The following is a 25536-nucleotide window of genomic DNA, read 5'->3' on the forward strand; positions in this document are numbered from 1 at the left end:
CTCTAAAATTATTTGAGGTTGAAAAGATGGCTCCAGTCTTCGCCTACTTTCGCTGTATAGGTAGAAATTCCTAAATTTTGGGCTGTCTTACAGTTCATTTCAGAGTCATCAATAAAAAGCGTTTCTTTCGGCTCGATACCGGCATCCTCTATGATTGCCTTGAATATCTCCGGTTCGGGCTTGGCCATTTTCATTTCAAAAGAGAGGTACGTTTTTTCAAAATAATCTTCCACCTTAAAGGTGCGGTAAGGAAACAAATGAGCACATGTCCATTCCCAATGAATTTGGTTGGTATTGCTCAATAAATAGACGACATATTTCTCACGTAATTTTAATAATAAATCCAGTTTCTGTGTGGGTATATCTACCAGAAAACTATTCCAGGCTGCATCTATTTGTTTGTCGCTAACTGCTTTGCCTATCATTTTACGAACTCCGTCACGGAATTCGGCAGGTGTAATCAATCCTTTTTCCTGTTGCATCAGGAGTCCGTCCTGGTTCTGGATATCCAGCAATGCATCTACGTTTTGGAGCCCTAACTTCTGAAAGTGCTCAATGCAACGTTGGCGGTCGAGATTGATAAGTACACCACCTAAATCAATAAGAAGGTTTTTTATTCCTTTACTTTTCATTTCTGTCTTTTTTGTGAATAATACGTTGAACAAGGCGAACAAGTTCTCCAACCCATAACACCGTGGACGAAACGCCTATAATAAGAAGCCAGGTTTGCCAGTCGAGCGGTTCCGTGCGGAATACGGCTCCACCGAATTGTACGATGAGGAATTGTCCGGCAAGAATAGCCAGTACAATAAGCTCCATCCCATACGATTTGGAAAGTCCCTTGAATGCCGAATTGGTAGTACCGAATACACGGGCATTGAACAGATTCCAGAATTGCAGCATGACAAAGAAGGTGAAGAAAATAGTCAGGTTGTGTACATTCATTCCTTGCGTACTGTGGTCGAAATAATAAATCATTCCGAGCAATACGATGAGGAAGATAGAGCCCACACCTATTATATTAGACCGCATTGCCTTACTGATAATAAAATCGGTACTGCGACGAGGTTTCTCAAGCATCACCGTTTCGCTGGGTGGAATAGAGGCAAGAGCCAAAGCGGCAAAAGTATCCATAATCAGGTTCACCCATAACATTTGTGTTACAGTCAGCGGAAGTTCCGTACCGATTACGGAGCCTAGCAGAACGATAAGCAATGCCACAAAGTTGATCGTTAGCTGGAAAACGATGAAACGCTGGATATTCTTATACAGTGAACGTCCCCACATAACAGCGGTTCCGATACTGTTGAAGGAGTCATCGAGCAATGTAATATCACTGGCTTCTTTAGCTACAGAAGTACCTGTACCCATTGACAAACCTACTTGAGCATGATTCAAAGCCGGGGCATCATTCGTTCCGTCTCCGGTTACCGCTACCACTGCTCCTTTTTGTTGAAGCAGTTGTACCAGACGTTGTTTGTCTGTCGGACGGGCGCGAGACATGATTTTTAAGTCCATCACTCTGTCTAGTGCTTCTTCATCGCTCAATTCGGCAAATGCAACACCGGTGATTCGATTTCGTTCCGTATCAGTTTCAGAGTTCCAAAGACCTATCTGGCGTGCGATTTCCGTGGCAGTTCCCGGAGTGTCACCGGTCACGATCTTGATACCGATACCTGCAGACTGGCATTTCGCAACCGCAGCAGGTACATCCGGACGAATCGGGTCGGAGATGGCAACCACTCCCAAGAAATTGAGGTCGTTGGCTGAAACAAGTTCTGTGCAATCGTTCGGCTCATTTTCTCCGACAATCTTGAATGCAAATCCAAGTGTACGCATAGCCATATTCTGATAGCTCAACAGTTGTGCTTCCACTGTAGAACGATACTCTACCGCATCCACTTGCCGTCCATCCAGAACAACTTCTTTACACTTACCCAAAACAATTTCAGGAGCTCCTTTTATATAAAGTATTTTTTTTCCGATCAATGGGGATTCAACAAGAGTCGCCATGAATTTCCGTTCGGTAGAGAAGGTGAGTTGATCGAGAACATGAGCTTGTTCGCGGAGTTGCAGGTAATCTCTTCCCTGTTTGTTAAGCCAGAGCAATAAAGCCACTTCGGTTGGATTTCCTACGCCTTTGGGTTTTTCTCCATTGGTTGATTCTTCAAGAAAAGCTGTTGAATTGGCGCTGATTCCTTCTGCGATAAGTGCGCTAATATCGTCATCAGACAAGTCACTGCCATTTTTTATACCATAGAAATTGGGTTCGTGCACTTGCATCAGATTTTGAGTCAGTGTACCGGTTTTATCCGTACAAATCACGGTGATGGCTCCCATTGTTTCGCAAGCATGCATTTTCCGCACCAGATTGTTGGTAGAAAGCATACGACGCATGTTCAATGCCAGACTAAGCGTAACACTCATTGGCAATCCTTCAGGTACAGCTACTACAATCAGCGTAACTGCCATCATAAAATATTTCAGTGTCCGTTCGAAAACCGGAAGCCACTCATGCCATCCGTTCAGCGAACCGAAATCAAAATATAGCACTACATCCTTCACGAAGAAAATAAGGAAAGCCAGACCGGCAACGGTGAAACCTATCTTTCCGATTAGATTTGCGAGTTTGGTGAGCTGTATGTTCAGCGGGGTGGGTTCGAGGTTATCCTCTGTACTCTGCCGGGCTACTTTTCCGATTTCAGTAGCATCTCCCACATGCAGCACGCGCATGGTACCATGTCCATCCACCACTGTAGTGCCACGCATCACCAGATTGGAGGCATAAGTCGCTTCTTCATCAAAATCAGCTTCTACAATAGTTTTATTAATAACAGGTTCTCCGGTCAGATTGGATTCGTTCACTTGCAGAGAAATAGCTTCCAGCAACTCTCCATCAGCGGGAATTTCTTCACCTGTTTCCAGAATGACGATATCACCTACCACTATGTCTTTACGAGGGATTTCCTGTACGCGTCCGTTTCGGACCACTTTTACCAGGGTTTCTTCATTGACTGCATTCAGCAGATCGAACTTCTTACTGGCATCATATTCGAAGAAGAAACCAATTCCGGTAGCCAATAAGATAGCGGCTATGATTCCGATTGTTTCGGCATATTCGTTTTCGATGATGGAGATAATTAATGAGAAAGCGGCTGCTACTAATAATACACGGACAACCGGGTCTTCAAATTTTTCCAGATAAAGTTTCCAGAGAGAAGGACGCTTGGGGGGCGTTAACAGGTTAATACCATTTTTCTCCCTGCTTTGTAGGACTTCGTCATCAGTAAGTCCTAAATGATAATAGTCATTTTTATTTGTACTCATGCAGATACATGCGTTTAGTTTGAACCGCAAAAATACAACATAAAATTGTGATAGAATGTTTAATTAAAACTTTTTATGAAGTCGAATTTGTTAGCGTGGTTTACCACATGACCGATAAGGAATTGTAAACCAGAATGTAGAGCCTTCACCTTCTACGGAATTCGCTCCGATTTGACCGCCAAGTTTGGCGACAATAGTTTGAGATATGGAGAGTCCCAGTCCGGCTCCTTTTTTATCTTTATTCAGTTTCACGAAGCGCTCGAATACATCCGGTAATTTCTCTGCTGGAATTCCGGTTCCGGTATCCTTGACATAAAAGTAAAGCTCGGTATCTCTAGCTTCATAGCCGAGGCGGATGCTACCTTTATGGGTGAACTTAATGGCGTTGCCGGCAAAGTTTGAAAGCACTTGCGCCACTCGGTTCCGATCTGTTTGAATCATGCAGGAAGAACGGGATGATTCCGCTATAATTTGTATATTTCCTCCGGCGTCATCGACTCTCATTTGAAAAAGTTGTTGTAAATCTGAAAGTAACTGATTGACGTCAACTGTTGTCTGCACAAATTCCAATGTTCCGGCTTCGATTTTTGACATATCGAGAATGTCGTTGACCAGTTGCATCAGGAGGTCGGCATTCATTTTTATGATTTCTTGATATTGGGCCTTTTCCTCTTCTGTAGTTGCACTGCCTAATACCTCTGCAAATCCGGTAATAGCATTGAGAGGGGTACGGATTTCATGGCTCATGTTGGCTAAAAAGGCAGATTTTGAAATATCGGCTTTTTCTGCTTTTTCTTTGGCTAGCCGTAACTCCTTTTCAGCTTGTTTTCGGCGGGTAACATCGTGTACGGTGATTACCATGTTCTCTTCTTCATTCAGAAGGAAGTAAGAACCGGATATTACTGCATCACATTCCACGGTAGTATTATCAGATGTAACTACGGATAAAGTGGCTTCAAGATCCGTGAAGTTTCGCCTCTGTTCGAAAGCTTGTCGTATGGCGGTACGTATCGGGCAAGAACCGCAGAAACTATGTGTGCCGCAACCTCCTTCGGCTGCCAATGCATTGCGACATTGCAACAAGTCGCCCACTCTTTTCTCTTCTGTTCCTTTTCTGGTTCCGGTTTTTTGGTAATAGTTAGTTTTCAGTACCTTGAAATCATTGTCTATTAATAGGATAAAGGCATGCACATTTTTCAAGATGGCGCCGGCAATATGGCTGGTGCGTTCCAACTTTCTGGATTCACGGAACAATCGTTGTTGCATCCGCAGACATTTCCTACGTTCCAATAAAAAACTGATTAGTAGGACTGCGCATAAAACTATTAAGGTAGACAATAGTGCTATAAGCATAGTATAATATTGTTGTTTTAGCTTGATAATATGACTACAAAGATAGTTTTTTTCTTTAGTTTAAAAATAGTGTTGAACAAATATCTTGCTATTTGTGTTATATTATTTAGAAAACCAATTAAAAATACGAACGTTATGAAAAAGTACATTTGCACGGTCTGTGAATATATTTACGACCCCGAACAAGGAGATCCGGAAAGTGGAATTGAACCAGGAACAGCATTTGAAGATATTCCTGATGATTGGACTTGTCCATTATGTGGAGTCGGAAAAGAAGACTTTGAACCGTACGAAGGATAAAACCAAGAGAGAGAATTATTAAGAGGAGAATGACTGGGTGTATAAATATATACCCGGTCATTTTTTATTTTTATGGTTGGAAATTATTCTGCTGATTATAAATGTGATATCTTTGATGCAAAAAACGGAAGTTATGTATAATAGAGCAACCGTCATAACCGATCTAAGGTATCTATCATACCCTGTAATCTTTGTATTATTGATATTCAGCCTTTTGATGGCTGGTTGTAGCGACGATGAGAATGAAGAGCAACCTCCTGCTCCGGATGTTCCGAATTATAGCACGCTTGTAGTAAAAGATATACAGAATATACCTGCGGACTTCACATTTGACCGGGTTGAGGTGAAAGTGACGGGTGTTGATTGGCAAGTGATTGAGACTCTTAGCTTTCCTTATGAGAACGGGCAAATAGTAATGACACTTCCCACTAGTTTTTCTTCGGAAAAGCTTCAGACAGTAGACCAGCGTAATGGTATGGGTGGTTACTGGACCGGAACCTCAGATGATGCGGACGCTCTTGTGGCGACGTTAGGAGATTTCTTTGTTTTTAATGGAGATAAAAGGGTGGGGCGAATTGCTATTTCCAACTGGTCAGGTAAAGGGTCTTCTGCCGGAAAAGCTACATTGGTGAGTTATCAGTATGCCGACCGTTCTTTTACATTGACAGGCAGTGACAAATCATACTATTATAGTAACTGCTCTTTTTATAAGGGATGGAATATTTTTGCCAATATAAATCCGGCCTCGGAAGGCGGGACTGCAAAAGTGCTTCGTACAACTACTGTTCCGGAATCTACATTGTTCTGGCGTTTGGCTGAATCATACGTATATAATTGATTTTATAAAAGATACTATTAGATATAAAAAGGAGAATCAGGTATGTATTGATACTACTGATTCTCCTTTTTTATTCTTTATTTTATCTGTTAAGAAGCTCTTTTCTCTTTCACATCACTGCTGGCTTCCACTACATTCACTACATAGTCACCAAGTTTCTCGCATTCGGCGATAATATCCATGTAGTAAACTCCCATCTGATAATCATATTCTTTGTTGTTCACATCCAGAATATTCTGATTCTTCAGTTGGTTACGATAATTATTAATTTCGTTTTCGATGTTGAAGGATTTGTTGATGTCAATGCTCTGATGCTCCGGTTTTTCTACTACCACAATCATTTGGGCAAGTGCATCGTTAGTCAACTTCATCATGAAATGAATATGCTCATATTGTTTCTCGGTAAAGTCTTGATTAGTCTGACGTTTCCGGTTGATGGTACGTGCCAGATTATAGCAGCTGTCGCCAATACTTTCAATTTCTGTCACTTCACGCAACATGGCGCGTATCTGTAACTTACTTTCAGAACTCAAACGGCCTTCGGACACCTGATTCAGGTAGTTGGCTATTTCAAGTTCCATATTGTCGCTGATATTTTCATATTTCTCTATCCGGCTGAACAGCTTATTGAAATCGTCATCCTTTTCCGTATGCAACAGATCCTGCACCATGCCGAACATCCGGTGGGTACGTTCTGCGAAAAGATGGATTTCCTTACGTGCCTGAAGGATAGAAAGTTCAGCGGTAGAAAGCATACCACCGGTGATAAACCGCAAACGGGGCTCTTCGTCCTCTTCTTTGGGGTGGATAAGAGCACATACGGTACGTTCAATCAGTTTAACTGCCCATATCAAGATACATACGTTACAGATATTGAAGATAGAGTGGAAAGCAGATAGCTTGTAGGAAATAGCAACCTCAGGATTACTGCTTTGAAAGAAGGTGTCTACTACCCAGTTTACTAGATCCATGAAAGGATGGAAGACAATCAATACCCAAATGACCCCAAACACGTTAAAAACAAAATGGGCCAATGCTGCCCGCTTAGCCTGTGTGTTGGCTGTAAGTGCGGCAAGATTGGCCGTGATAGTCGTTCCGATGTTTTCTCCCAATACGAGTGCTGCTCCCAGTTCCAGGCTGATCCAGCCGTTGGCACACATAATTAATGTGATTGCCATGGTAGCTGCAGAGGCTTGCACAATCATGGTCAATATTGTACCGATGAGCAAGAACAGAATAATGGAAAAGAATCCCATATCCGTGTAGTTCTGTACGAAGGCAAGCATTTCCGGATTGGCATTCAGGTCGGGGGCGTTTGCTTTCAGATAAGAGAGCCCCATGAAAAGGAAAGAAAAACCAAAAATGAATTCACCGATGGATTTGCGGTTGCTTTTTCCAGAAAAGATGAGCGGGAGGGCAATGGCTAAGAGGGGAAGAGCGAAAGCAGCCATATCGACCTTAAATCCGAAAATTGAAATGATCCAGGCAGTTACAGTAGTACCGATGTTGGCACCCATAATAACGCTGATGGATTCGGCAAGTGTAAGTAACCCGGCATTCACGAAACTAACGACCATCACCGTCGTTGCTGAAGAAGACTGGATAAGGGCTGTAATCAACACTCCTGTTAGAACTCCCGTTACCCGGTTGGTGGTCATTGCCGTTAGAATACTTCGCAATCTATCACCCGCGACCTTTTGTAAGCCCTCGCTCATGATTTTCATTCCGTAGAGGAAGAGTCCCAATGAGCCTATGAGCTTTAAAAAATCATAAAAAGAATATTCCATCTATAATATTTTTAATGGTTATTTGTTCTCAATCTGATTATAAGTATATTAGTCCCAAATTATTCACCTTTTAACGAACTCGATGAAACAGATGTTACAAATATGTTGCAAAAATAACAATAATTCCAAAGAATTCCCTATCGGAAGCTCACTTTTGGATATTTATTACGGTTTTAATCTTAATTTTCCTTATCAAGTAGTGAGTGCCAAGGTCAATAATCGCTCCGAGGGACTTAATTTCAGAGTATATAATAATAAGGATGTAGAGTTTCTGGATGTGAGAGATCAGTCCGGTATGCGTACTTATGTCCGTTCGCTTTGTTTTGTCTTGTTTAAGGCTGTCACGGAACTCTTTCCCGAGGGAAAATTGTTTGTGGAACATCCTGTTTCAAAAGGTTATTTCTGCAATTTGCGGATTGGACGCCCCATTGAACTCGAAGATGTGACGCGTATCAAGCAACGGATGCAGGAGATCATTGCAGAAAATATTCCTTATCACCGTATTGAATGTCATACGGCGGAAGCGGTACGGGTTTTCAGCGAGCGGGGGATGAATGATAAAGTGAGATTACTTGAAACTTCCGGTTCTCTTTATACCTATTATTATACATTGGGTGATACAATTGATTATTATTATGGTAATCTGCTTCCCAGCACCGGATATCTTAAATTGTTCGATATCGTGAAGTATTATGACGGGTTGCTACTCCGGATTCCGAGTCGTGAAAACCCAAGTATGCTCGAAGAAGTTGTGAAGCAGGAAAAAATGCTGGATGTCTTTAAAGAATATCTGAACTGGAGTTATATCATGGGGCTTAATAATGCCGGAGATTTTAATCTTGCCTGTGAAGAAGGACATGCCACTGACTTGATTAATGTGGCGGAAGCATTGCAGGAGAAAAAGATAGCGCAGATAGCCGATACTATCTTCCATCGTGGTGAAAACGGCAACCGGGTAAAACTGGTATTGATTGCCGGCCCGTCTTCTTCGGGAAAGACAACATTCAGCAAACGGCTTTCTATTCAGCTGATGACAAATGGCTTGAAGCCATTCCCGATCTCTTTGGATAATTATTTCGTAGACCGTGAAGAAACCCCTTTGGATGAAAACGGAAACTATGATTATGAATCACTTTATGCACTCGATCTGGAATTGTTTAATCAACAGCTGCAGGCGCTTCTTCGTGGCGAGGAGGTGGAATTGCCCCGTTTTAATTTCTCTCTTGGCAAAAAGGAATATAAAGGTGATAAACTGAAAATAGAAGATAATACAATTCTGATTCTGGAAGGTATTCATGCCTTGAATCCGGAACTGACACCGCATATACCAGCCGAACGGAAATTCAAGATTTACGTTTCAGCATTGACCACTATTTCGTTGGATGACCATAACTGGATTCCAACTACTGACAACCGTTTGTTGCGCCGCATCATCCGCGACTTTAATTATCGGGGATATTCTGCACGTGAAACCATATCACGCTGGCCTAGTGTACGTGCCGGTGAAGACAAATGGATATTCCCTTATCAGGAAAATGCTGATGTCATGTTTAATTCAGCGCTACTTTTTGAGTTTGCCGTACTTCGTTTGCACGCCGAGCCTATTCTGATGGGTGTTCCGCGTAACTGTCCTGAATATTGTGAAGCCTACCGATTGTTGAAGTTTATCAAATATTTTGTTCCGGTACAGGATAAAGAAATTCCGCCTACTTCTTTGTTGCGTGAATTTTTAGGAGGAAGCAGCTTTAAATATTAAGCAGAAAAATTAGGATATATTCGTGAATTGTGTTTCCTTTGCAGAAAATACAAATAAACCTTTTGTTGTAGTGAAGCAAGGGAACACAAAAATAAACAATATTTGAGTGATATTTAGGGAAAGAATGTTATGGTTGTTATGCAAAACTTTAAAATATTGAACCTTTAATTACTTTTGCTGTTAAGAAGGGACTACATGCAACAAAAAAAATGTGAATATGATTTTTTATAATAGTCTTTTAGCAAAGTGGTTCTTAGGAAAAGGGAAGAAGCACTATTTTATGTTAGGCTGGTTTTTCTTTACCCGCTATAAATATCTGGAAGTCTGGGAAGATATGGAACTCCGAATTCATGCCAGACAGTATTGGGAATGTTTTTCTTTAACCCTGATACCAGCACTTATTTTATCGTTACTGCTTTCATGGTGGTGGATGGTGTTACCATTCGTGACTTATCACATACTTTATTGGTTTGAAAAGATCATCTGTCACCATTCTATCTTTAATTGGGAGGCGATGAAACATTGTGGCGATACGCTTTATCTCAGGAAGAGGAAAGCGTATGCCTGGAAAAAAGGTTACGGGAAAAAAGAATTGCCCGCATCCAGATGGAATGATTAAAACTTCACTTTAAATGCTTCTTTATCCAAAGCAGATGTCCATACTCGGTATCGTTGGAAGTCCAATGCTCATTAATGGGAGTAATCAGTGCTTCTTTCGGACAGTTTAGTACATTGTATACGATGTAGCTGGTTGTCGGAGGACATACATCATCGTTGAATCCCCATGTCATGTAGGTATCTACTTTGATTAATTTCGCAAAGTTCACAACATCATAATAGGCCATTGTCTTTATTTTTTCAGGAGTATCCATATCTACCGAATTCCTGAAGAAATGAGGATATCCGCCGGCACGTCCGGCTTTATAGCCTGCCATATCGCTTAATGCAGGATGATTGGCGACACAAGCTGTCACCCGTTCATCCAGTCCGGCAGCGATTAATGCCAGGGCGCCTCCCTGACTACCTCCTTGTGCGATTACATTTTTGCCATCCCATTCCGGTAGGGAAGTTAGAAAGTCGATACCGCGTACACAGGCCAGATATACTCGTTTCATATAATAATTATCACGACTGTCGAGCCCGTTGGTCAGATAGCCGTTTTCTCTGCCATTGAAAGCGTTGCTGATTTCTTTAAATTCTTCATCAGTCATTTCCGGATTCAGGCCGTGTATCTCGAATTCAAAACGGATGCATCCTTGTTCCGCATAATATTTATGGCGTAGAGGTTCTTTGATGGTTTTGATTCCTGCTCCCGGAGGGCATAAGACAACCGGGAACTTTCCTTCTTTTTTCGGATAGAATAAATATCCGTAGACGCATTGTCTACGTTTGTTCAGTTGCAATTTTACGAGATAACAGTCTATTTTATCAGTGGAATATTTTTCGACATGTTCTTTGGTATACGTTAGGGGAAACTCCTTTTGTTCCGCTTTAGCCTTTTCCCAAAATTCCTTGAAATCGGAAGGCATGGTTGTATATGGGCGAAGTTTCTCCGGTGAAAATCCTACTTTGATATGATGTGAATAGGTCTTTCCATCTACGGTTGCTTTCAGGCGGCAGTCGCGGAATCCCGGCTCTTTCATTGTGCCCACAGGAATCACCCCCCTGCCATTCTTTAAAGTTATACTTCCTTTTGTATCGGCAACAGGCATCATATCACCGCCAATTTCATAAGTGACGGTTACATTATCCCTGGGGATGCCGTATTTATAGAATTGTACTTCTACAGTTACTTTTTCTCCGGTTTTATAAAGCCAGTCGGCATGATTGGGTACGGTGACCCAAAGCACATCGCTTTTATAAGGATAGTTTTCAGCTACGGCGGACAGTAAGGAAAGTGACAATAGCCATACAGATAAAAGTAGTCTCTTCATGGTGTTATTCATTGTTTTTATATCATTAAAAAGTGAATTATTTTAATTCTGTTGCAATATTACGCAAGATTCGGGAAAAGAAGGGTAGAAAAAATGTGATTTTAGATGGACTATTTGGTACTTTGACAAAAATAGCGGAAGTTTTTCATCCGGATGAAAAGCTTCCGCTATTGATTTTGAATAGAAGAAAGGTTCTTCTTTTATTTTGATGAGGCTTTTTATCTTAAAGCTTCCACCTCTTCCGGTGTCAAAGGAATCTTCTTGCCTAATCGGCGGGCACCGGTTTCTGTAATCAGATAATCTTCCTCATTGCGGATACCACCGAAGTCCTTATAAGTCTCCACTATCTCGTAGTTGATAAAATCGGTAAATTTCTTTTCTGCTTTCCACATGTCGATCAGTTCCGGAATAAAATAAATACCCGGTTCTACCGTGTGTACAAAACCCGGTTCCAATGGAATAGCAAGGCGTTGCGATTTGCGACCGAACTGTGTGCTCTTCGGTTGACCGTTGTAACCTACCCATATCTCTCCCAGATTCTCCATATCATGTACATCCAATCCCATCATGTGACCTAGTCCGTGCGGATAGAACAACGCATGGGCACCTTCGCGTACAGCATCCTCGGTATTTCCTTTCATCAATCCGAGCGTCTTCATACCGTCCACCATGACGCGGGCTGACAGTTCGTATACGTCCATATAAGGAATACCCGGACGGAGAGCCTTTACGGATTCCAGATGCATGGCGTTCTGAATCTCGTATACTTCACGCTGACGGGTGGTGAACTTCTTATCGGCAGGAATGGTAGACGACATATCACCCGCATAACCTGACTCTACTTCTGCACCGGCATCGATTAAGAACAAATCACCCGGCTTCACTTTATTTCCGTGATAATGATTGTGCAGAGTCTGCCCGTTGATAGTGGCAATTGTAGCGAATGATAGCTGGCAGTTATTAGATTCGGCCACCCGGTTCATTTCAGCTACCACTTCATATTCGTACATACCCGGACGAAGTACTTTCATAGCTGTAATATGCATATCGGCAGTTACATCGCAAGCCTTTTCTATTTCTACGATTTCTTCTGCAGATTTATAGTTGCGTTGAGCGATCACGGCACGGATGAATGGAACAGAACCTTCCTGATGTGCGGGAGGAATACCCAGCCAGTCCATCAGTTTCAGTTTATGTTCAGGGCGGTAAGGAGGCAGATAGTGAATTGCTTTCCCTTTCTGTACACACTGATGGAGGTAGCTTACAATGTCAGCAGACGGCATCAGATTTTTTACGCCTACACGTTCGCATTTTTCGTGCAACGTCGGCTGTGATCCCATCCATACGATTGCGTCGATAGACAACTCATCACCAAAGATAATTTCTTTGTCTTCATCTATATCGATAATAGCCGAAAGTCCGGCACATGAAAGTCCGAAATAATAAAGGAAAGTGGAATCCTGACGATAACGGAATGTGTTATCTTCGTAATTCAGTCCGCACTCGTCATTTCCGAGAAATAACAACACTCCGGAGCCTAAGTTCTTTTTTAGCAGGGCTCTCCGCTGCATATACGTTTCTTTGGCAAACATATTGTCCTAGTTTTTAAGTTCGTGCAACAAAGATAACGAATTTTGTGTTATAGGATTAAAAATTATCTCCCTAATCTGTGTAATCTCTCGTTAAAAAGTTACTTTTGTAGCGAGAAACAGTAGAAAGCAAAAACGAATATGGCACAAGGTTCCCGTCAAATACAATCTCAGGCGCAACAGCAGGTACAGACGCTCTCGCCCCAGCAGATTCTGGTCGTGAAACTGTTGGAGCTTCCCGCAGTAGAGTTGGAAGACCGTATCCATGCTGAACTGCTTGAAAATCCGGCACTTGAAGAAGGTAAAGAAGAGAATGCTACGGATAATGAATATTCCGATACCGAGAATGCAGAGGATGGCATGGATAGCGATGCCAATGACTATGATTCTTTGAGTGACTATCTGACAGAAGACGATATTCCCGATTATAAATTGCAAGAGAACAACCGTTCGAAAGATGAACAAGCGGAGGATATTCCATTTTCCGACTCCACCTCTTTTTATGAAATCCTGAAAGAACAGTTGCGTGAACGCAACCTGACAGAGCACCAGTGTGACTTGGTGGAATACCTGATCGGTTCATTGGATGATGACGGATTGCTTCGCAAATCTTTGGAAAGTATCTGCGACGAACTGGCGATTTATGCCGGTATCGAATCGACCGAAGAAGAACTGGAAGAAGCATTGAACATCTTACAGGACTTCGATCCGGCAGGTATCGGTGCGCGTAGTCTTCAGGAATGTCTGTTGATACAGATTCGCCGGAAAAAAGAAGAAGAGAAAACTCCCAGTCCTATCTTGAATCTGGAAGAAAGGATTATCAGAGAATGTTACGAAGAATTCACCCGTAAACATTGGGAGAAGATTATAAAGAAACTGGATATTGATGAAGAGACTTTCCAGGAAACCATTACTGAAATAACCAAACTGAATCCACGTCCGGGTGCTTCTTTAGGAGAAGCAATTGGCAGAAATCTCCAACAAATAGTTCCTGACTTTATTGTGGAAACGTATGATGACGGAACCATCAATGTAAGTCTCAATAACCGCAATGTTCCCGAACTCCGTATGAGTCGTGACTTCACGGAAATGGTGGAGGAGCATACAAAAAACAGGGCTAACCAGTCTAAGGAATCTAAAGAAGCGATGATGTTTCTGAAACAGAAAATGGATGCGGCACAAGGATTTATCGATGCTGTCCGTCAGCGTCAGAATACCTTGATGGTTACCATGCAGGCGATTATCGACCTGCAACGTCCTTTCTTCTTGGAAGGAGATGAATCGCTATTGAAACCGATGATTCTGAAAGACGTGGCGGAACGTACGGGATTGGATATTTCGACAATCTCCCGTGTGAGTAACAGTAAATATGTACAGACGAATTACGGTATCTATCCGCTCAAATACTTTTTCAGTGACGGATATACCACAGAAGATGGCGAAGAGATGTCTGTCCGTGAGATTCGTAAGATCCTGAAAGAGTGTATTGAAGGCGAGGACAAGAAGAAACCCCTGACCGATGATGAATTGGCGGATATATTAAAGGAGAAAGGTTATCCCATTGCCCGCAGGACAGTAGCCAAATACCGTCAACAACTGAATATTCCCGTGGCGAGACTGCGGAAATAATGGATAATTGACAATGAAGAATGAGAATTGTAATTTATAATTAGTAACTAGTAATCAAAGAAGAGTGGACAGAGAGAGAGAACATATCATAGCGGATAAGACGATGTTGCAGGTGGCGAGAGTCACTTCGATGGTCTTTACTCCATTTTCTATTCCGTTTTTATCGTTTCTGGTGTTATTCCTGTTTTCTTATCTTCGTATCATGCCGATACAATATAAGTTGATAGTGTTGGGAATCGTTTACTGCTTCACCATACTGACACCTACTATTACAATTTTCTTGTTTCGTAAAATCAATGGGTTTGCCCGTCAGGAGTTGAGTGAACGTAAGAAGCGTTATGTACCTATTCTACTGACCATTATCTCGTATGTGTTCTGCCTGCTGATGATGCGTAGGCTGAATATCCCGTGGTATATGACTGGTATCATTCTTGCTTCCCTGGTAGTGTCTATCATTTGCATTGCAGTAAACCTGAAATGGAAGTTGAGCGAACACATGGCAGGAATGGGCGGGGTGATCGGAGGCTTGATTTCTTTCAGTGCCTTGTTCGGTTACAATCCGGTCGGATGGCTATGCCTGTTTATTTTGATTGCCGGTATATTGGGTTCTGCACGCATTGTTCTGGGACATCACACACTGGGTGAGGTGCTTTCCGGTTTTGCTGTCGGTCTGATATGTGCCCTTTTGGTACTTCATCCGGTGAGTAACATCTTATTTCGAGTATTTTTATTTTAAAACAGTATAAATCCTAAAAACTAATCATTATGAACTTTCCACAGAATTTGAAGTACACGAACGAACACGAATGGATTCGCGTTGACGGAGACATTGCATACGTTGGTATCACCGATTATGCACAGGAACAATTGGGCGATATTGTGTTCGTAGATATCCCGACTGTTGGTGAAACGTTGGAAGCCGGTGAAACTTTCGGAACGATTGAAGTAGTGAAAACTATTTCCGACCTTTTCCTGCCGATAGCAGGTGAGGTGCTCGAACAAAATGAAGCATTGGAAGAAAACCCGGAACTGGTAAATAAAGATCCCTATGGCGAAGGTTGGTTGATTAAAGTGAAACCGGCTGATTTAAAAGCTGTAGAAGATCTGCTGGATGCCGAAGCCTATAAAGCCGTGATAAACGGATAACCTTTACTGTACACTTTAAATCGTAAATTGTAAATCGTAAAATCGTAAATTAAAATGACTCCAATTGTAAGTATTATCATGGGCAGCACGTCTGACCTTCCTGTTATGGAGAAGGCTGCACAGCTACTGAATGATATGCATGTACCATTCGAAATGAACGCTCTTTCTGCTCACCGCACGCCCGAAGCTGTGGAAGAGTTTGCGAAGAATGCCCGCAACCGTGGCATTAAAGTAATTATCGCTGCTGCTGGAATGGCTGCCGCCCTTCCCGGTGTAATTGCGGCTAACACTACATTGCCGGTGATCGGAGTACCTGTAAAAGGTTCCGTGCTCGATGGTGTGGATGCACTTTATTCTATCATTCAGATGCCTCCGGGCATTCCTGTAGCAACGGTTGCCATCAATGGAGCGATGAATGCCGCTATCCTTGCCATCCAGATGCTGGCATTGAGCGATGAGAAACTGGCAGAAGCTTTTGCTGCTTACAAGGAAGGACTGAAAAAGAAAATCGTAAAAGCAAACGAAGAACTGAAAGAAGTGAAGTTTGAATATAAAACGAACTAATGGATCTATTCAATTATTTTCGAAGAGAAACCACAGAAGTAAATATTGGGGCTGTGCCGTTGGGCGGCCCCAATTCTATTCGTGTCCAGTCGATGACAAACACGTCTACACAGGATACACAGGCTTGTGTGGAACAGGCGAAACGTATTGTTGATGCAGGTGGAGAGTATGTACGCCTCACAACCCAGGGCATCAAAGAAGCCGAAAATCTGATGAACATTAATATCGGACTGCGTAGCCAGGGATATATGGTTCCGTTGGTTGCTGATGTGCATTTCAATCCGAAAGTGGCAGACGTGGCTGCTCAATATGCGGAAAAGGTGCGAATCAATCCGGGAAATTATGTAGATGCTGCTCGTACTTTTAAGAAACTGGAATATACAGACGAGGAGTATGCGCAGGAAATACAGAAAATCCATGACCGGTTTGTCCCGTTCCTGAATATCTGTAAAGAGAATCACACGGCTATCCGGATCGGAGTAAATCATGGCTCTCTGTCCGATCGTATCATGTCCCGTTATGGCGATACTCCCGAAGGAATGGTGGAATCCTGTATGGAATTCCTTCGTATCTGTGTAGTGGAGGACTTCACAGATGTAGTGATTTCCATCAAAGCCTCCAATACAGTGGTAATGGTGAAGACTGTTCGTCTGTTGGTGGACGTCATGGAAAAAGAGGGGATGACTTTCCCGCTCCACCTCGGGGTGACAGAAGCCGGAGATGGAGAAGACGGACGTATCAAGTCCGCCCTTGGCATCGGTGCGCTGTTGAGTGACGGATTGGGAGATACCATTCGGGTCTCTTTGAGCGAAGCTCCTGAAGCTGAAATCCCGGTGGCCCGTAAACTGGTGGATTATGTTCTGTTGAGGCAGGATCATCCTTATATCCCGGGATTGGAAGCACCGGAATTCAATTATCTGTCTCCCGAACGTCGCAAGACAAAAGCCGTCCGTAATATCGGAGGTGAACATGTACCTGTGGTTATTGCCGACCGTATGGATGGGAAGACAGAGATAAACCCGCAATTCACACCGGACTATATTTATGCCGGAAGAACCTTGCCTGATCAACGGGAAGACGGAGTAGAATATATTCTTGATGCGGATGTATGGCAGGGAGAAGACGGAACCTGGCCTGCATTCAATCATGCACAGCTGCCGTTAATGGGAGAATGCAATACAGAGCTTAAATTCCTGTTTATGCCCTACATGGCACAAACGGACGAAGTGATAGCCTGCCTGAAACATCATCCGGAAGTAGTGATTGTTTCCCAAAGCAATCATCCGAACCGTTTGGGCGAGCACCGTGCACTGGTACATCAACTAATGACGGAAGGTTTGCAAAATCCGGTTGTCTTCTTCCAGCATTATTCGGAAGATGATGCGGAGAATTTGCAGATAAAGTCCGCAGTCGATATGGGAGCCTTGATTTTTGACGGTCTTTGTGATGGCATCTTCCTGTTCAATCAGGGTAACTTGAGCCATGCCGTCGTTGATGCTACTGCTTTCGGAATCTTGCAGGCCGGACGTACCCGTACCTCCAAAACAGAATATATATCTTGTCCCGGTTGCGGCCGTACACTTTACGATTTGGAAAAGACTATTGCCCGTATTAAGGCAGCCACTTCACATTTGAAAGGGCTGAAGATTGGCATCATGGGGTGTATCGTGAATGGTCCCGGTGAGATGGCAGATGCAGACTACGGCTATGTAGGAGCAGGACGGGGGAAAATCAGTCTCTATAAAGGCAAGGTGTGTGTGGAGAAAAATATTCCTGAAGAAGAAGCGGTAGAACGACTTCTGGAGTTTATTCGGATAGACCGAGAAGAAAACCAACAATGATATTGATTAGATATGGATTACACGGATGAATACGGATTTAGTTAAAATCAGGAGTAGGAATCCGCATAGTCCATATCTAAATAAAAGCCATTTTAGAAGGTAATATTTATATCTTTCCCATTCTCTGTGTGATATGTTTTCACGGGCTTTCCATTACGTAGCACATAGGTCTTTATTTTATTTCCTTGTCGTTCAACGATTATATCAAACGGCGAAAATGCAAATGCCGAAACATAATTCAATCTCATCGAATTCCATTTATCAGGTAGTTGTGGACAGAGTGAGAATGAATTAAATCCTGTCGGACGAATACCAAAAAGACCTTCGGTTACTATACGGCAATACAAAGCACTTTCGGCTGACAAATGCCGTTGGTTTCCTTCGGGCCAGGCCTCGATAGGATATGGAACATGTTCCCCAAGCAGGCGTTGCTGTGAGTAATATGCCATGTGTTCCATTGCCCTCTCTCTTGCTCCTGCGCTATACACTCCTCGTAGAGCGTAAAGAGTAGATCTGTCCCAGAAAGTATCTGTTCCGGCTTGTGTCAATAAGCCGTCTTTGCTCCACAAACGGGGAGAGAATAATGCTTCGACGGTTCCTGTCTTCTTTTCAAAGATCCCGACTGTCAGAGGGATAGCTATCCATGAACGTAAAATATCATTGCCTTCATAATAGCGGTAACTGTCGAACCCTTCTATACGGCTACCAAAATAATTGTTTATATTATTTTTTAATACTTTCGCCTGCCGGGCATATTCTTTTGAAACAGAAGACTGCTTGCCAAGTTCTTTGGCAAGATAGCTTGCCGATACCAGAGCGTCATAATACAAACTTGATGTACAAAGGTTTGCGTTACCTACTGGAAAGCGTCCTTCAAGCTCATCAGCATCTGAAGTCACAATTCCGGAAGCATTTATTTTTCTTTTGCAGTATTCCAGACACCACTCAATCAAGGGCCATAACTCTTGTGCTTCCTTTTTATCTGCTTTGGCTAGTGCATAACGGGCGGCCCCATAAGCTATCATCGCTGCATCGCCACGATCGCCAGCCCCGTTCCAGGTATCCTTCCCCTCGGCAATGATAGAGCTGGGTATGGGTTTGTAATCAGAATTCATGAAGCGGGCAAAAAGCCTGAATGAGTTTAATGCGGACGCGTTTCCGATATCATAACCCAAAAAGGGAAAGAAAGGATTGGCATACTCCGCTTGGTCATTCGCCCAAACAGCTGCATAATATGATTCTCCTCCAGGACTGTGCATGAATCCTCCTCCGGTAGCAAAGATACTCTCTGCTGCTCTTACTTTAGCAAAAGCAAATGCTGTATTTACTACCGGATCAGGGGAGACAAAGCTAAGATTGTTCCATATCTTGTCGACAAAGGCCATTCGTTTATGTTCCTCGTCTGCTATATCGACTATCAATTCTTTCTCTCCTTTTTTATAAGCCTGAACAGAAGCGTCGAAAGTCAATGATTCTTTAGGAGCAATAGTGTATAAACAGTCTTCCTTATTTTGTATAGAGGTAACTATAGTGTATGATCCATCCACTCCTTTTACAGGATCGGTTTTGTAAACGGCTTTTTGAAAAGGTACAATAACAGAAATAGGTTTTGATGAGATATTCTTGACCGTATAACGTTCACAAAGCATCGGTTTGTCTGTTGAAGGAAAGAATGATCTCGTAAGTTCGACTACAGGTACTGGCTCTCTATTGCGTGCCGTACCTGTATTCTGGTATCCAATAGCAAAAAGGCTTACTACCGTGAGTCGTCCGTCGATACATATCGATTTCACTTTTTCATTGTTGAGAGCCATACCATTAACTAACAACAAAGAAGCGTAATCAATTGCAAATCGTTGCATCAGGCTTGCATGTGTATTGTTGGGTATCGTCCGCAACATAGGCCATATCATTGAACGTTCCATCACAAATTGCCCATCGCCGTTTACGCCATAACGTAATACCGCTGAAACCTTTAAACCGCTCATTTCAATATGGTCATAATGGGGGAGCCGACCGTCTATCTGCCATTCTATCGCTCCACTATCCAGGATACGCCAGCGAGGTGTAGCATTAGCATTATCTGCAAGGCAGAACAATACAAAAAGCAATAAAACGATTTTCATCTTTCTGGTAAACATACTATTAGTCTATTTCTATGTAATCGAGATAAAACTGTCCGTTATCACCAGCGTCCCGTTGAAAGGCTATTTGATTTATGCCGGCTGCCAACGATACCTGAACTACTTTTTCGCTCCAGTTGGATTGTTCCTGAAATCCAAGTTGCGATTGTTTTTGACCGTTGACATATAAGCTACACGTAGCTGTCCCTTTGGAATAGTTGTAGCCCATGACATGCAATGTATATATACCGGCGGCATCAACCTCTACATCAAACTCAACACGTGCATTTACGTTTTCAAGCCCTTTGACATAAAAGCCTTCGACTTTAACATGCTGGTTGTTATCGTCTTCTGTCTCACCCTCATTGCTACAACCTGTGCAAACCAGTAATAGGGCGAGAACTACAAACCATAAATATTGAGGGTATCCTTTCATAATCATTATCTATTTATAACTGCACCATTTTTGAGTGAGGCAACAGCCGCTTTGTATCTCTTTGAATTGGGTTTGATACGTAAAACCTTACATGAATGTGGTTCAAGTCGCACCGAGTATCGGCCCGACATTGCGCCTAAATCCTGATGCAGCCACAAATCACGTACATTCTTCACCTTTCCACCTTTAATTCCCAGTTCCTTTTCAAAATCAATACCATATTCAAGCACTGTCGATTCTCTATTGAACAGCCCGACAATCCAATCTCCATCAGGAAGTTGTCCTATCCATCTCGAACTGTTTTGTTTATCCCATATACTGGTACTAAGTGGCTTACCTACAAAACCGAGTTTATTCAATTCCAGTATCTCTGTGTTTTTGTAGAATTTGGCGCAATCACCAATCGTATTATACTGATCGGTGATACCAATTGGAGAACCGCTAACCAGCAACATTGAGATATGAAACTCTCTTTCGGCATCGCTTGCCAATGTGTTGAGTTGAACAAAATCGGGATCCATTATAGTTTGTCCTTTCACCCCGATAATATCAGCCCATCCGATTAATCCATCAAAAGCACTTCGGTATTTATCACCTTGTCCGCTTTCGTTAATCTGTCCGCGCTCTTTGTCGCTGATAAACCACCATCCTCCACCGTCACAGTCACTACTTATGCGAATCATATCCGCATAAATAATCTCGTTGCGGGCATCGTTGCGACAATTAGGAACAGAGTAACTAAGCAACATTTCATCTCCGGCTTCTTCAGCCATCCATTTCAATGCCTTGATGTATCTATTGGTTCCGTAATCCCGTTCATAGTAACCAAGAAAGTCTATCTTCAGCAACTCTATTCCCTGATCTATCATTGTTCTGATACAGCCTTTCACCCACTGTTCCGCTCCTGGTTTGTCAGTATCTATCCAGTACAGATGATCTTCAAACTTTGTAGTGCCCACCACATCAGTTATCGGAATGGAGGTTCCTTTGATATTATTATTCTGCACATAGGCAGCTTTAGGTATCCATAACGGGTTGAAATAGAATCCGAATCTCATGCCTTTACTTTTGAGATAATCGCCCCAATACTTCAGCCCGTATGTCCACGAACTGTCATATTTGGTCAGATAACCATATTGATCTATAGAATTGAGGTTAAATAACCAACCGTCAGTAGCTGCCATATCATATCCATAAGGTAAAAACTCCTCGGCAAGCCAGTCGATATTCTTTTTCCAAACATCTTCAGGCATCGATGTTCCATACCGGAAATTGTATTGGTACATATTCCAAAACAATGGTCCGCTGCCTCGCTTCGTAAATTTGCTTTCTCTGGCAAAGATACCTGCTGGTATTGTAAGCAATACCAGCAAAAGTGTTAAAAATTTAAATCTGTGTTTCATCTTATTGAATTATTTTTCCAATCATTGTAGAAAGTTGTTTTACTTGCAATTCGGCCATACCGACAACGATGTAATCCACACCGTTGAGGCCATAGGGAGCGTTGTATGCACTGGAAATTACAATTTTCAGGAATCGTCCCTTTTGTGGCGTTATCGTCTCACTGTCACCGAACCAGATGGTTTCATTCTGTCGTGGAGTGTTCTCTTTAGAAAAGAGAAGCGTCCAGTTATTCAGTGCCACAGCCGAGTAATCAGCAGATGTTCCTCCATCGGCAATCGTTTTGAATAAAAATTGAGGATCGTCCGAAACATAGAAATCTATCTTCTTAATGTTCGCGTTATCTCTTCGTTGAGTCAGTCCGATATCGCTTACTTCTATTGAATTCTTCATATCTATGACAATTGTGATAGGTGTTCTCATTCCATCAAAACAATGATAATCAGTGAAGCCATAGTGATAGTCGTCTTTATTATTGAATCCATTGACATCTTTTCCCCAATAACTCGAATGCCAGTGATTGTCGAAAATTCCATCTATGATGGCTCCGGCTCCGATATTATCCCCATCCGTTGATGATGGGTTCTCCATCTTTTGGTCGCTGTTGCATAGCAATATTTTCCATTCCCTGTTGTCGGGAATGACTTGCGGATCAGCAGGTACCACAACAGTCAGGTAATAAATCTCGTCTGATACCTCTATTTGTGGGGACGAGGGGGATGCAAACTTCAACGGAAGAAGATAGTGCTTATCTTTTTGCAATGTTGAACTTGCTACTGTCAATGTCGTTGTAGCATCATCATTGCCATTTGCAAAAGAAAAATCATTCACATGGTAGGCTCCTGCGGGAAGCGTTTCATAATTGGTTGAATGAAAATCATTATATGCAGACACCAGTTGCGCGTTTTGTGAGAAATCGAGTCCGCAAGAGAAATTGGATATATTATCTGCAATTTCGGCTTTGAGTTTTACACTCATTGAACTATATGTCGCACTTTCAATCTGTATATCTTTTTTTCCCCATTCCACTTGCTGCCCGTTTATATCAAAAACATATAAGACCTGGTTCATTTCAACATTCACAATACCCTCTTCTGTACTTTCCAATTGGAGTGCCAAAACAAGTTTGGATTCAGGTGCCGATTTGATTAACTGATATATTCTAGCTACATCAAAATTCAGATAAAGATATTTCGACGTCTCGTTAGTTGCAAACGTTAGTTCGTGAACTCTGTCTTTAAATGAATATGCATCAGGCGTTATTGTCTTGTAACTTTGATTTTCGGGCTGGCTATAATTTTCATCGATTTCCTGTTGTGTCAATGCACGCACGTTAACCGTTGCAGTCAAAGACGGGTCACTTCCTGCCTTAATAACCAGAAGAGGCTCTTCGACTGTATTTTCAGAAGCCTGCCAACTAAATATATGCTTGCCCTCGTTCTTGAAATACAATATTTTGTGATATTCTTCAGGGAATAACTTATCATTCGAATATTCGTTGCTACATGAATATACAATCTGGCATACACCAAGTATTAAAATTAATTTCAATAATATCGTTTTCATAATTCTGGTAATTCTAAATTAATATTCGGGCGACTGTACTAGTTGGGGATTGCTGTATATCTCCGAGTCATTGATCGGAAGAAGATACATTTTGTTGGTCCACATAAAAGGTTGGTCCACCTTTACTCTTTGGTTAAACTCACGGAACGATGGATCTTTTTTTGCGATGGCATTAAGACCTTCACGGACACCGGCTTTGAATACCTCCGGAGCAATTGTCCAACGCCGGGCATCAAAATAACGGTGTCCTTCAAACCATAGTTCGGCATAACGTTCACTGCGCACCCAATCCATTAAACTCATATCAGAGTTTATGTCAGATAATTCTAAATCGGGAATACCTGCACGATTACGGACAATGTTCAGGTTGTCCAAGACATCTTGTTTGTTGTTCAATGCAGCATGACATTCCGCCAGATTGAGGTATAATTCCGCCAAACGTATGACTGCCAGTGGAGTATGAGCGTAATTATTGCCATTATCTTGAGAACGCCATTGGAAGTTAGGTTGTATTCTCTTTTTGGAGAAATATCCGGTTGCATTATTATCTCTATTATATCTGTCAGGGTTGTACCCATGTTTTTGCGAGTTACGCGCTTCAAGTATCAGTGGTGAGCCATCGGCTATGAACGAACTATATTCACCTCCATCGTAACAAACCCATGCATAAAAACGCGGTTCACGATTGACATTGAGTTTTATGATATCCGGATTGGACAAACCAGCCGATTCAAACCAGTCCGATTTATCGGGAAAAGAATGATCGTATTGGGGCAATTTTCCATTCTTTGTATAAAATCTTTCAACAGAGTTCAAGAAAACAGCAATACCTCCCCATCCTCCTACAGGAGAGCCGTTGTAAGTGGTGACGCCATGAGGTATTTGTGAATAGATGCCATAGTTGTCACCGCTTCCGATGGCAAAGATTACTTCTTTATTGCCATCAGTCTCACGTGTCGTATTGAGGTAACGCATGAGCATTACCGACTCTTTAAACTGGTCATCAACCCCCTCTATATTAGGCAATGGAACTCCTTGGTTTATTCTGATACTGGTGGAAGTGGCAAGGTCGAACAGTTTGCGGTTACCTTGAGTCAGTGCCCAATCAAGAGCCTCGTTGCAAGCTGTCAGGGCGCGTTTCCATTTGTTTTCATCGTATGTTCTGCTGACTAACTCCTTTCCATATCCCGGAGTTTCAAAGTTAGTGTTCTTCCAGTTTGAATAAGGGAATGAGCCATTCCACAGGGGGGAGGCGGCATAAACCAACAATCGCGCTTTTAAGGCTTTGCAAGCTGTTGAAGTAGCACGTCCCAGTTCGCTGTTCTGTACTGTTGGCGGCAATTCGAAGGCAGCCCGGTCAAACCATTCAGCTATGGAGTCTACACATACATCGAAATGCGATCTGCCCGGAAAATCCTTTTTGTCAAGGTTTTGATTGTAATGTTCAGTCACTAATGGTATAGGTCCGTATGACTCTAGTAACATAAAATGATAGAGTGCCCGACAAAACAAAGCTTCGGCTTTCCAACGTCTTTTATCGCTCTCGGTTACTCCCGTCGGATTGCTCTTGTCAAGCTGATCCATGAATAGATGACATCGTCCTATTCCATCGTAACAACTATTCCACGGGGCGGTTTGACTGGAAGGAGAAAGCTGGTTCCATGCCGCTTTCTGTCCGTCGTCAGCCCATAGTAAGGGGCGGGCATATTCATCGGTCGAGTTGATGAATGAGTTTTCGACTGTGTAAAACCACTCGAAATAAGTATAGCATGAATGAAGGAAACCCAATGTGGAAGCTCTGTCTTTCATTGCGTCGGGCAAGTCGGCTGTTTCATCCGGGACAACGTCCAGATAGTTGCAAGAAGCCATGCAACATGCGGCAGTTACACTTAGTATGAATTGTGATATGATCTTAATGGTTTTCATATTTTATATTTTGGTTATAT

The 25536-nt window shown here is 42.4% G+C and carries 20 protein-coding genes; 9 read left to right on the forward strand and 11 right to left on the reverse strand.

The features are described 5' to 3' along the window. Positions 1 to 8 precede the first annotated feature (8 nt). From AB5217_RS11200 to AB5217_RS11210, 3 genes are all read right to left on the reverse strand, one after another. Positions 9 to 632, reverse strand: a complete 624-nt coding sequence (locus tag AB5217_RS11200) for an HAD family hydrolase (RefSeq protein ID WP_004296245.1) — start codon at positions 630 to 632, stop codon at positions 9 to 11. Next, complete coding sequence (locus AB5217_RS11205) at positions 622 to 3327, reverse strand: calcium-translocating P-type ATPase, PMCA-type (protein WP_004296244.1); 2706 nt, start codon at positions 3325 to 3327, stop codon at positions 622 to 624. The genes AB5217_RS11200 and AB5217_RS11205 overlap by 11 nt, the downstream gene beginning before the upstream one ends. 90 nt (positions 3328 to 3417) lie before the next feature. After that, positions 3418 to 4593, reverse strand: a complete 1176-nt coding sequence (locus AB5217_RS11210; RefSeq protein WP_004296243.1) for a sensor histidine kinase — start codon at positions 4591 to 4593, stop codon at positions 3418 to 3420. A gap of 222 nt (positions 4594 to 4815) precedes the next feature. Here AB5217_RS11210 and rd point away from each other — a divergent pair, with 222 nt between their 5' ends. Together rd and AB5217_RS11220 are read left to right on the forward strand one after the other, a co-directional pair. Then, positions 4816 to 4980 (forward strand): rubredoxin, encoded by a 165-nt coding sequence (gene rd, locus AB5217_RS11215; protein ID WP_004306971.1) that lies wholly within the window; start codon positions 4816 to 4818, stop codon positions 4978 to 4980. A 115-nt stretch (positions 4981 to 5095) separates the two neighbouring features. Next, on the forward strand, positions 5096 to 5818 hold the full coding sequence (locus AB5217_RS11220; RefSeq protein WP_032844196.1) for a hypothetical protein: 723 nt from the start codon (positions 5096 to 5098) through the stop codon (positions 5816 to 5818). An 89-nt stretch (positions 5819 to 5907) separates the two neighbouring features. Here AB5217_RS11220 and AB5217_RS11225 read toward each other — a convergent pair whose 3' ends face one another. Next, the gene (locus tag AB5217_RS11225; RefSeq protein ID WP_004296240.1) at positions 5908 to 7605 is read right to left on the reverse strand and encodes a Na/Pi cotransporter family protein; all 1698 of its coding nucleotides are present in this window, start codon (positions 7603 to 7605) and stop codon (positions 5908 to 5910) included. Positions 7606 to 7687: 82 nt separating this feature from the next. Between AB5217_RS11225 and AB5217_RS11230 the strand changes: the two genes are divergently transcribed. Then, positions 7688 to 9361, forward strand: a complete 1674-nt coding sequence (locus AB5217_RS11230) for a nucleoside kinase (protein ID WP_004296239.1) — start codon at positions 7688 to 7690, stop codon at positions 9359 to 9361. A 217-nt stretch (positions 9362 to 9578) separates the two neighbouring features. Beyond that, positions 9579 to 9980 (forward strand): hypothetical protein, encoded by a 402-nt coding sequence (locus tag AB5217_RS11235; protein WP_004296238.1) that lies wholly within the window; start codon positions 9579 to 9581, stop codon positions 9978 to 9980. A gap of 4 nt (positions 9981 to 9984) precedes the next feature. On the opposite strand, the gene AB5217_RS11240 is transcribed toward AB5217_RS11235, so the two are convergent. Together AB5217_RS11240 and AB5217_RS11245 are read right to left on the reverse strand one after the other, a co-directional pair. Then, on the reverse strand, positions 9985 to 11295 hold the full coding sequence (locus tag AB5217_RS11240; RefSeq protein WP_004323281.1) for an acetylxylan esterase: 1311 nt from the start codon (positions 11293 to 11295) through the stop codon (positions 9985 to 9987). A 218-nt stretch (positions 11296 to 11513) separates the two neighbouring features. Beyond that, complete coding sequence (locus AB5217_RS11245; RefSeq protein WP_004296235.1) at positions 11514 to 12887, reverse strand: aminopeptidase P family protein; 1374 nt, start codon at positions 12885 to 12887, stop codon at positions 11514 to 11516. Positions 12888 to 13025: 138 nt separating this feature from the next. On the opposite strand from AB5217_RS11245, the gene rpoN reads away from it, so the two are divergent. The 5 genes from rpoN (at position 13026) to AB5217_RS11270 (ending at position 18064) form a co-directional block, all read left to right on the forward strand. Then, entirely contained in the window at positions 13026 to 14513 is a 1488-nt protein-coding gene (gene rpoN, locus AB5217_RS11250) for an RNA polymerase factor sigma-54 (protein WP_004296234.1), read from the forward strand. Positions 14514 to 14577: 64 nt separating this feature from the next. After that, positions 14578 to 15249, forward strand: a complete 672-nt coding sequence (locus AB5217_RS11255) for a phosphatase PAP2 family protein (protein ID WP_004296233.1) — start codon at positions 14578 to 14580, stop codon at positions 15247 to 15249. 29 nt (positions 15250 to 15278) lie between these two features. After that, positions 15279 to 15659 carry a glycine cleavage system protein GcvH gene (gcvH, locus tag AB5217_RS11260; RefSeq protein WP_032854841.1) on the forward strand — a complete coding sequence of 127 codons (381 nt, stop codon included), beginning with the start codon at positions 15279 to 15281 and terminating at the stop codon, positions 15657 to 15659. A gap of 54 nt (positions 15660 to 15713) precedes the next feature. Beyond that, positions 15714 to 16223, forward strand: a complete 510-nt coding sequence (gene purE, locus AB5217_RS11265) for a 5-(carboxyamino)imidazole ribonucleotide mutase (protein ID WP_004296231.1) — start codon at positions 15714 to 15716, stop codon at positions 16221 to 16223. Next, entirely contained in the window at positions 16223 to 18064 is a 1842-nt protein-coding gene (locus AB5217_RS11270) for a 4-hydroxy-3-methylbut-2-en-1-yl diphosphate synthase (protein ID WP_032844188.1), read from the forward strand. Before purE ends, AB5217_RS11270 begins: the two co-directional genes overlap by 1 nt. Before the next feature lie 92 nt (positions 18065 to 18156). On the opposite strand, the gene AB5217_RS11275 is transcribed toward AB5217_RS11270, so the two are convergent. The 5 genes from AB5217_RS11275 to AB5217_RS11295 are packed head-to-tail and all read right to left on the reverse strand — an operon-like array spanning position 18157 to position 25516. After that, on the reverse strand, positions 18157 to 20205 hold the full coding sequence (locus tag AB5217_RS11275; protein WP_032844189.1) for a hypothetical protein: 2049 nt from the start codon (positions 20203 to 20205) through the stop codon (positions 18157 to 18159). A 4-nt stretch (positions 20206 to 20209) separates the two neighbouring features. After that, a complete protein-coding gene (locus AB5217_RS11280; protein WP_032844197.1) occupies positions 20210 to 20623 on the reverse strand; it encodes a CBM35 domain-containing protein in 414 nt (137 codons plus the stop codon). Positions 20624 to 20628: 5 nt separating this feature from the next. After that, positions 20629 to 22026 (reverse strand): alpha-galactosidase, encoded by a 1398-nt coding sequence (locus tag AB5217_RS11285; protein WP_032844190.1) that lies wholly within the window; start codon positions 22024 to 22026, stop codon positions 20629 to 20631. Position 22027: 1 nt separating this feature from the next. Beyond that, complete coding sequence (locus AB5217_RS11290) at positions 22028 to 23590, reverse strand: BT_3987 domain-containing protein (RefSeq protein ID WP_032844191.1); 1563 nt, start codon at positions 23588 to 23590, stop codon at positions 22028 to 22030. 18 nt (positions 23591 to 23608) lie between these two features. Continuing rightward, entirely contained in the window at positions 23609 to 25516 is a 1908-nt protein-coding gene (locus AB5217_RS11295) for a RagB/SusD family nutrient uptake outer membrane protein (RefSeq protein ID WP_032844192.1), read from the reverse strand. Positions 25517 to 25536: the final 20 nt, after the last annotated feature.

Origin of the sequence: Bacteroides sp. MSSM.1001136sp1_RTP21357st2_D2_RTP21359_211015 (assembly GCF_040913205.1) — a bacterium.
Lineage (GTDB): Bacteria > Bacteroidota > Bacteroidia > Bacteroidales > Bacteroidaceae > Bacteroides > Bacteroides ovatus.

Coding starts and splice junctions, on each gene's coding strand:
- AB5217_RS11295 (WP_032844192.1), bottom strand. CDS start 25,516: ATGAAAACCATTAAGATCATATCACAATTCATACTAAGTGTAACTGCC.
- AB5217_RS11240 (WP_004323281.1), bottom strand. CDS start 11,295: ATGAAGAGACTACTTTTATCTGTATGGCTATTGTCACTTTCCTTACTG.
- AB5217_RS11290 (WP_032844191.1), bottom strand. CDS start 23,590: ATGAAAACGATATTATTGAAATTAATTTTAATACTTGGTGTATGCCAG.
- AB5217_RS11245 (WP_004296235.1), bottom strand. CDS start 12,887: ATGTTTGCCAAAGAAACGTATATGCAGCGGAGAGCCCTGCTAAAAAAG.
- AB5217_RS11205 (WP_004296244.1), bottom strand. CDS start 3,327: ATGAGTACAAATAAAAATGACTATTATCATTTAGGACTTACTGATGAC.
- gcvH (WP_032854841.1), top strand. CDS start 15,279: ATGAACTTTCCACAGAATTTGAAGTACACGAACGAACACGAATGGATT.
- AB5217_RS11285 (WP_032844190.1), bottom strand. CDS start 22,026: ATGAAACACAGATTTAAATTTTTAACACTTTTGCTGGTATTGCTTACA.
- AB5217_RS11200 (WP_004296245.1), bottom strand. CDS start 632: ATGAAAAGTAAAGGAATAAAAAACCTTCTTATTGATTTAGGTGGTGTA.
- purE (WP_004296231.1), top strand. CDS start 15,714: ATGACTCCAATTGTAAGTATTATCATGGGCAGCACGTCTGACCTTCCT.
- AB5217_RS11280 (WP_032844197.1), bottom strand. CDS start 20,623: ATGAAAGGATACCCTCAATATTTATGGTTTGTAGTTCTCGCCCTATTA.
- rpoN (WP_004296234.1), top strand. CDS start 13,026: ATGGCACAAGGTTCCCGTCAAATACAATCTCAGGCGCAACAGCAGGTA.
- AB5217_RS11210 (WP_004296243.1), bottom strand. CDS start 4,593: ATGCAACAACGATTGTTCCGTGAATCCAGAAAGTTGGAACGCACCAGC.
- AB5217_RS11230 (WP_004296239.1), top strand. CDS start 7,688: ATGAAACAGATGTTACAAATATGTTGCAAAAATAACAATAATTCCAAA.
- AB5217_RS11220 (WP_032844196.1), top strand. CDS start 5,096: ATGCAAAAAACGGAAGTTATGTATAATAGAGCAACCGTCATAACCGAT.
- AB5217_RS11225 (WP_004296240.1), bottom strand. CDS start 7,605: ATGGAATATTCTTTTTATGATTTTTTAAAGCTCATAGGCTCATTGGGA.
- AB5217_RS11235 (WP_004296238.1), top strand. CDS start 9,579: ATGATTTTTTATAATAGTCTTTTAGCAAAGTGGTTCTTAGGAAAAGGG.
- AB5217_RS11270 (WP_032844188.1), top strand. CDS start 16,223: ATGGATCTATTCAATTATTTTCGAAGAGAAACCACAGAAGTAAATATT.
- rd (WP_004306971.1), top strand. CDS start 4,816: ATGAAAAAGTACATTTGCACGGTCTGTGAATATATTTACGACCCCGAA.
- AB5217_RS11275 (WP_032844189.1), bottom strand. CDS start 20,205: ATGTTTACCAGAAAGATGAAAATCGTTTTATTGCTTTTTGTATTGTTC.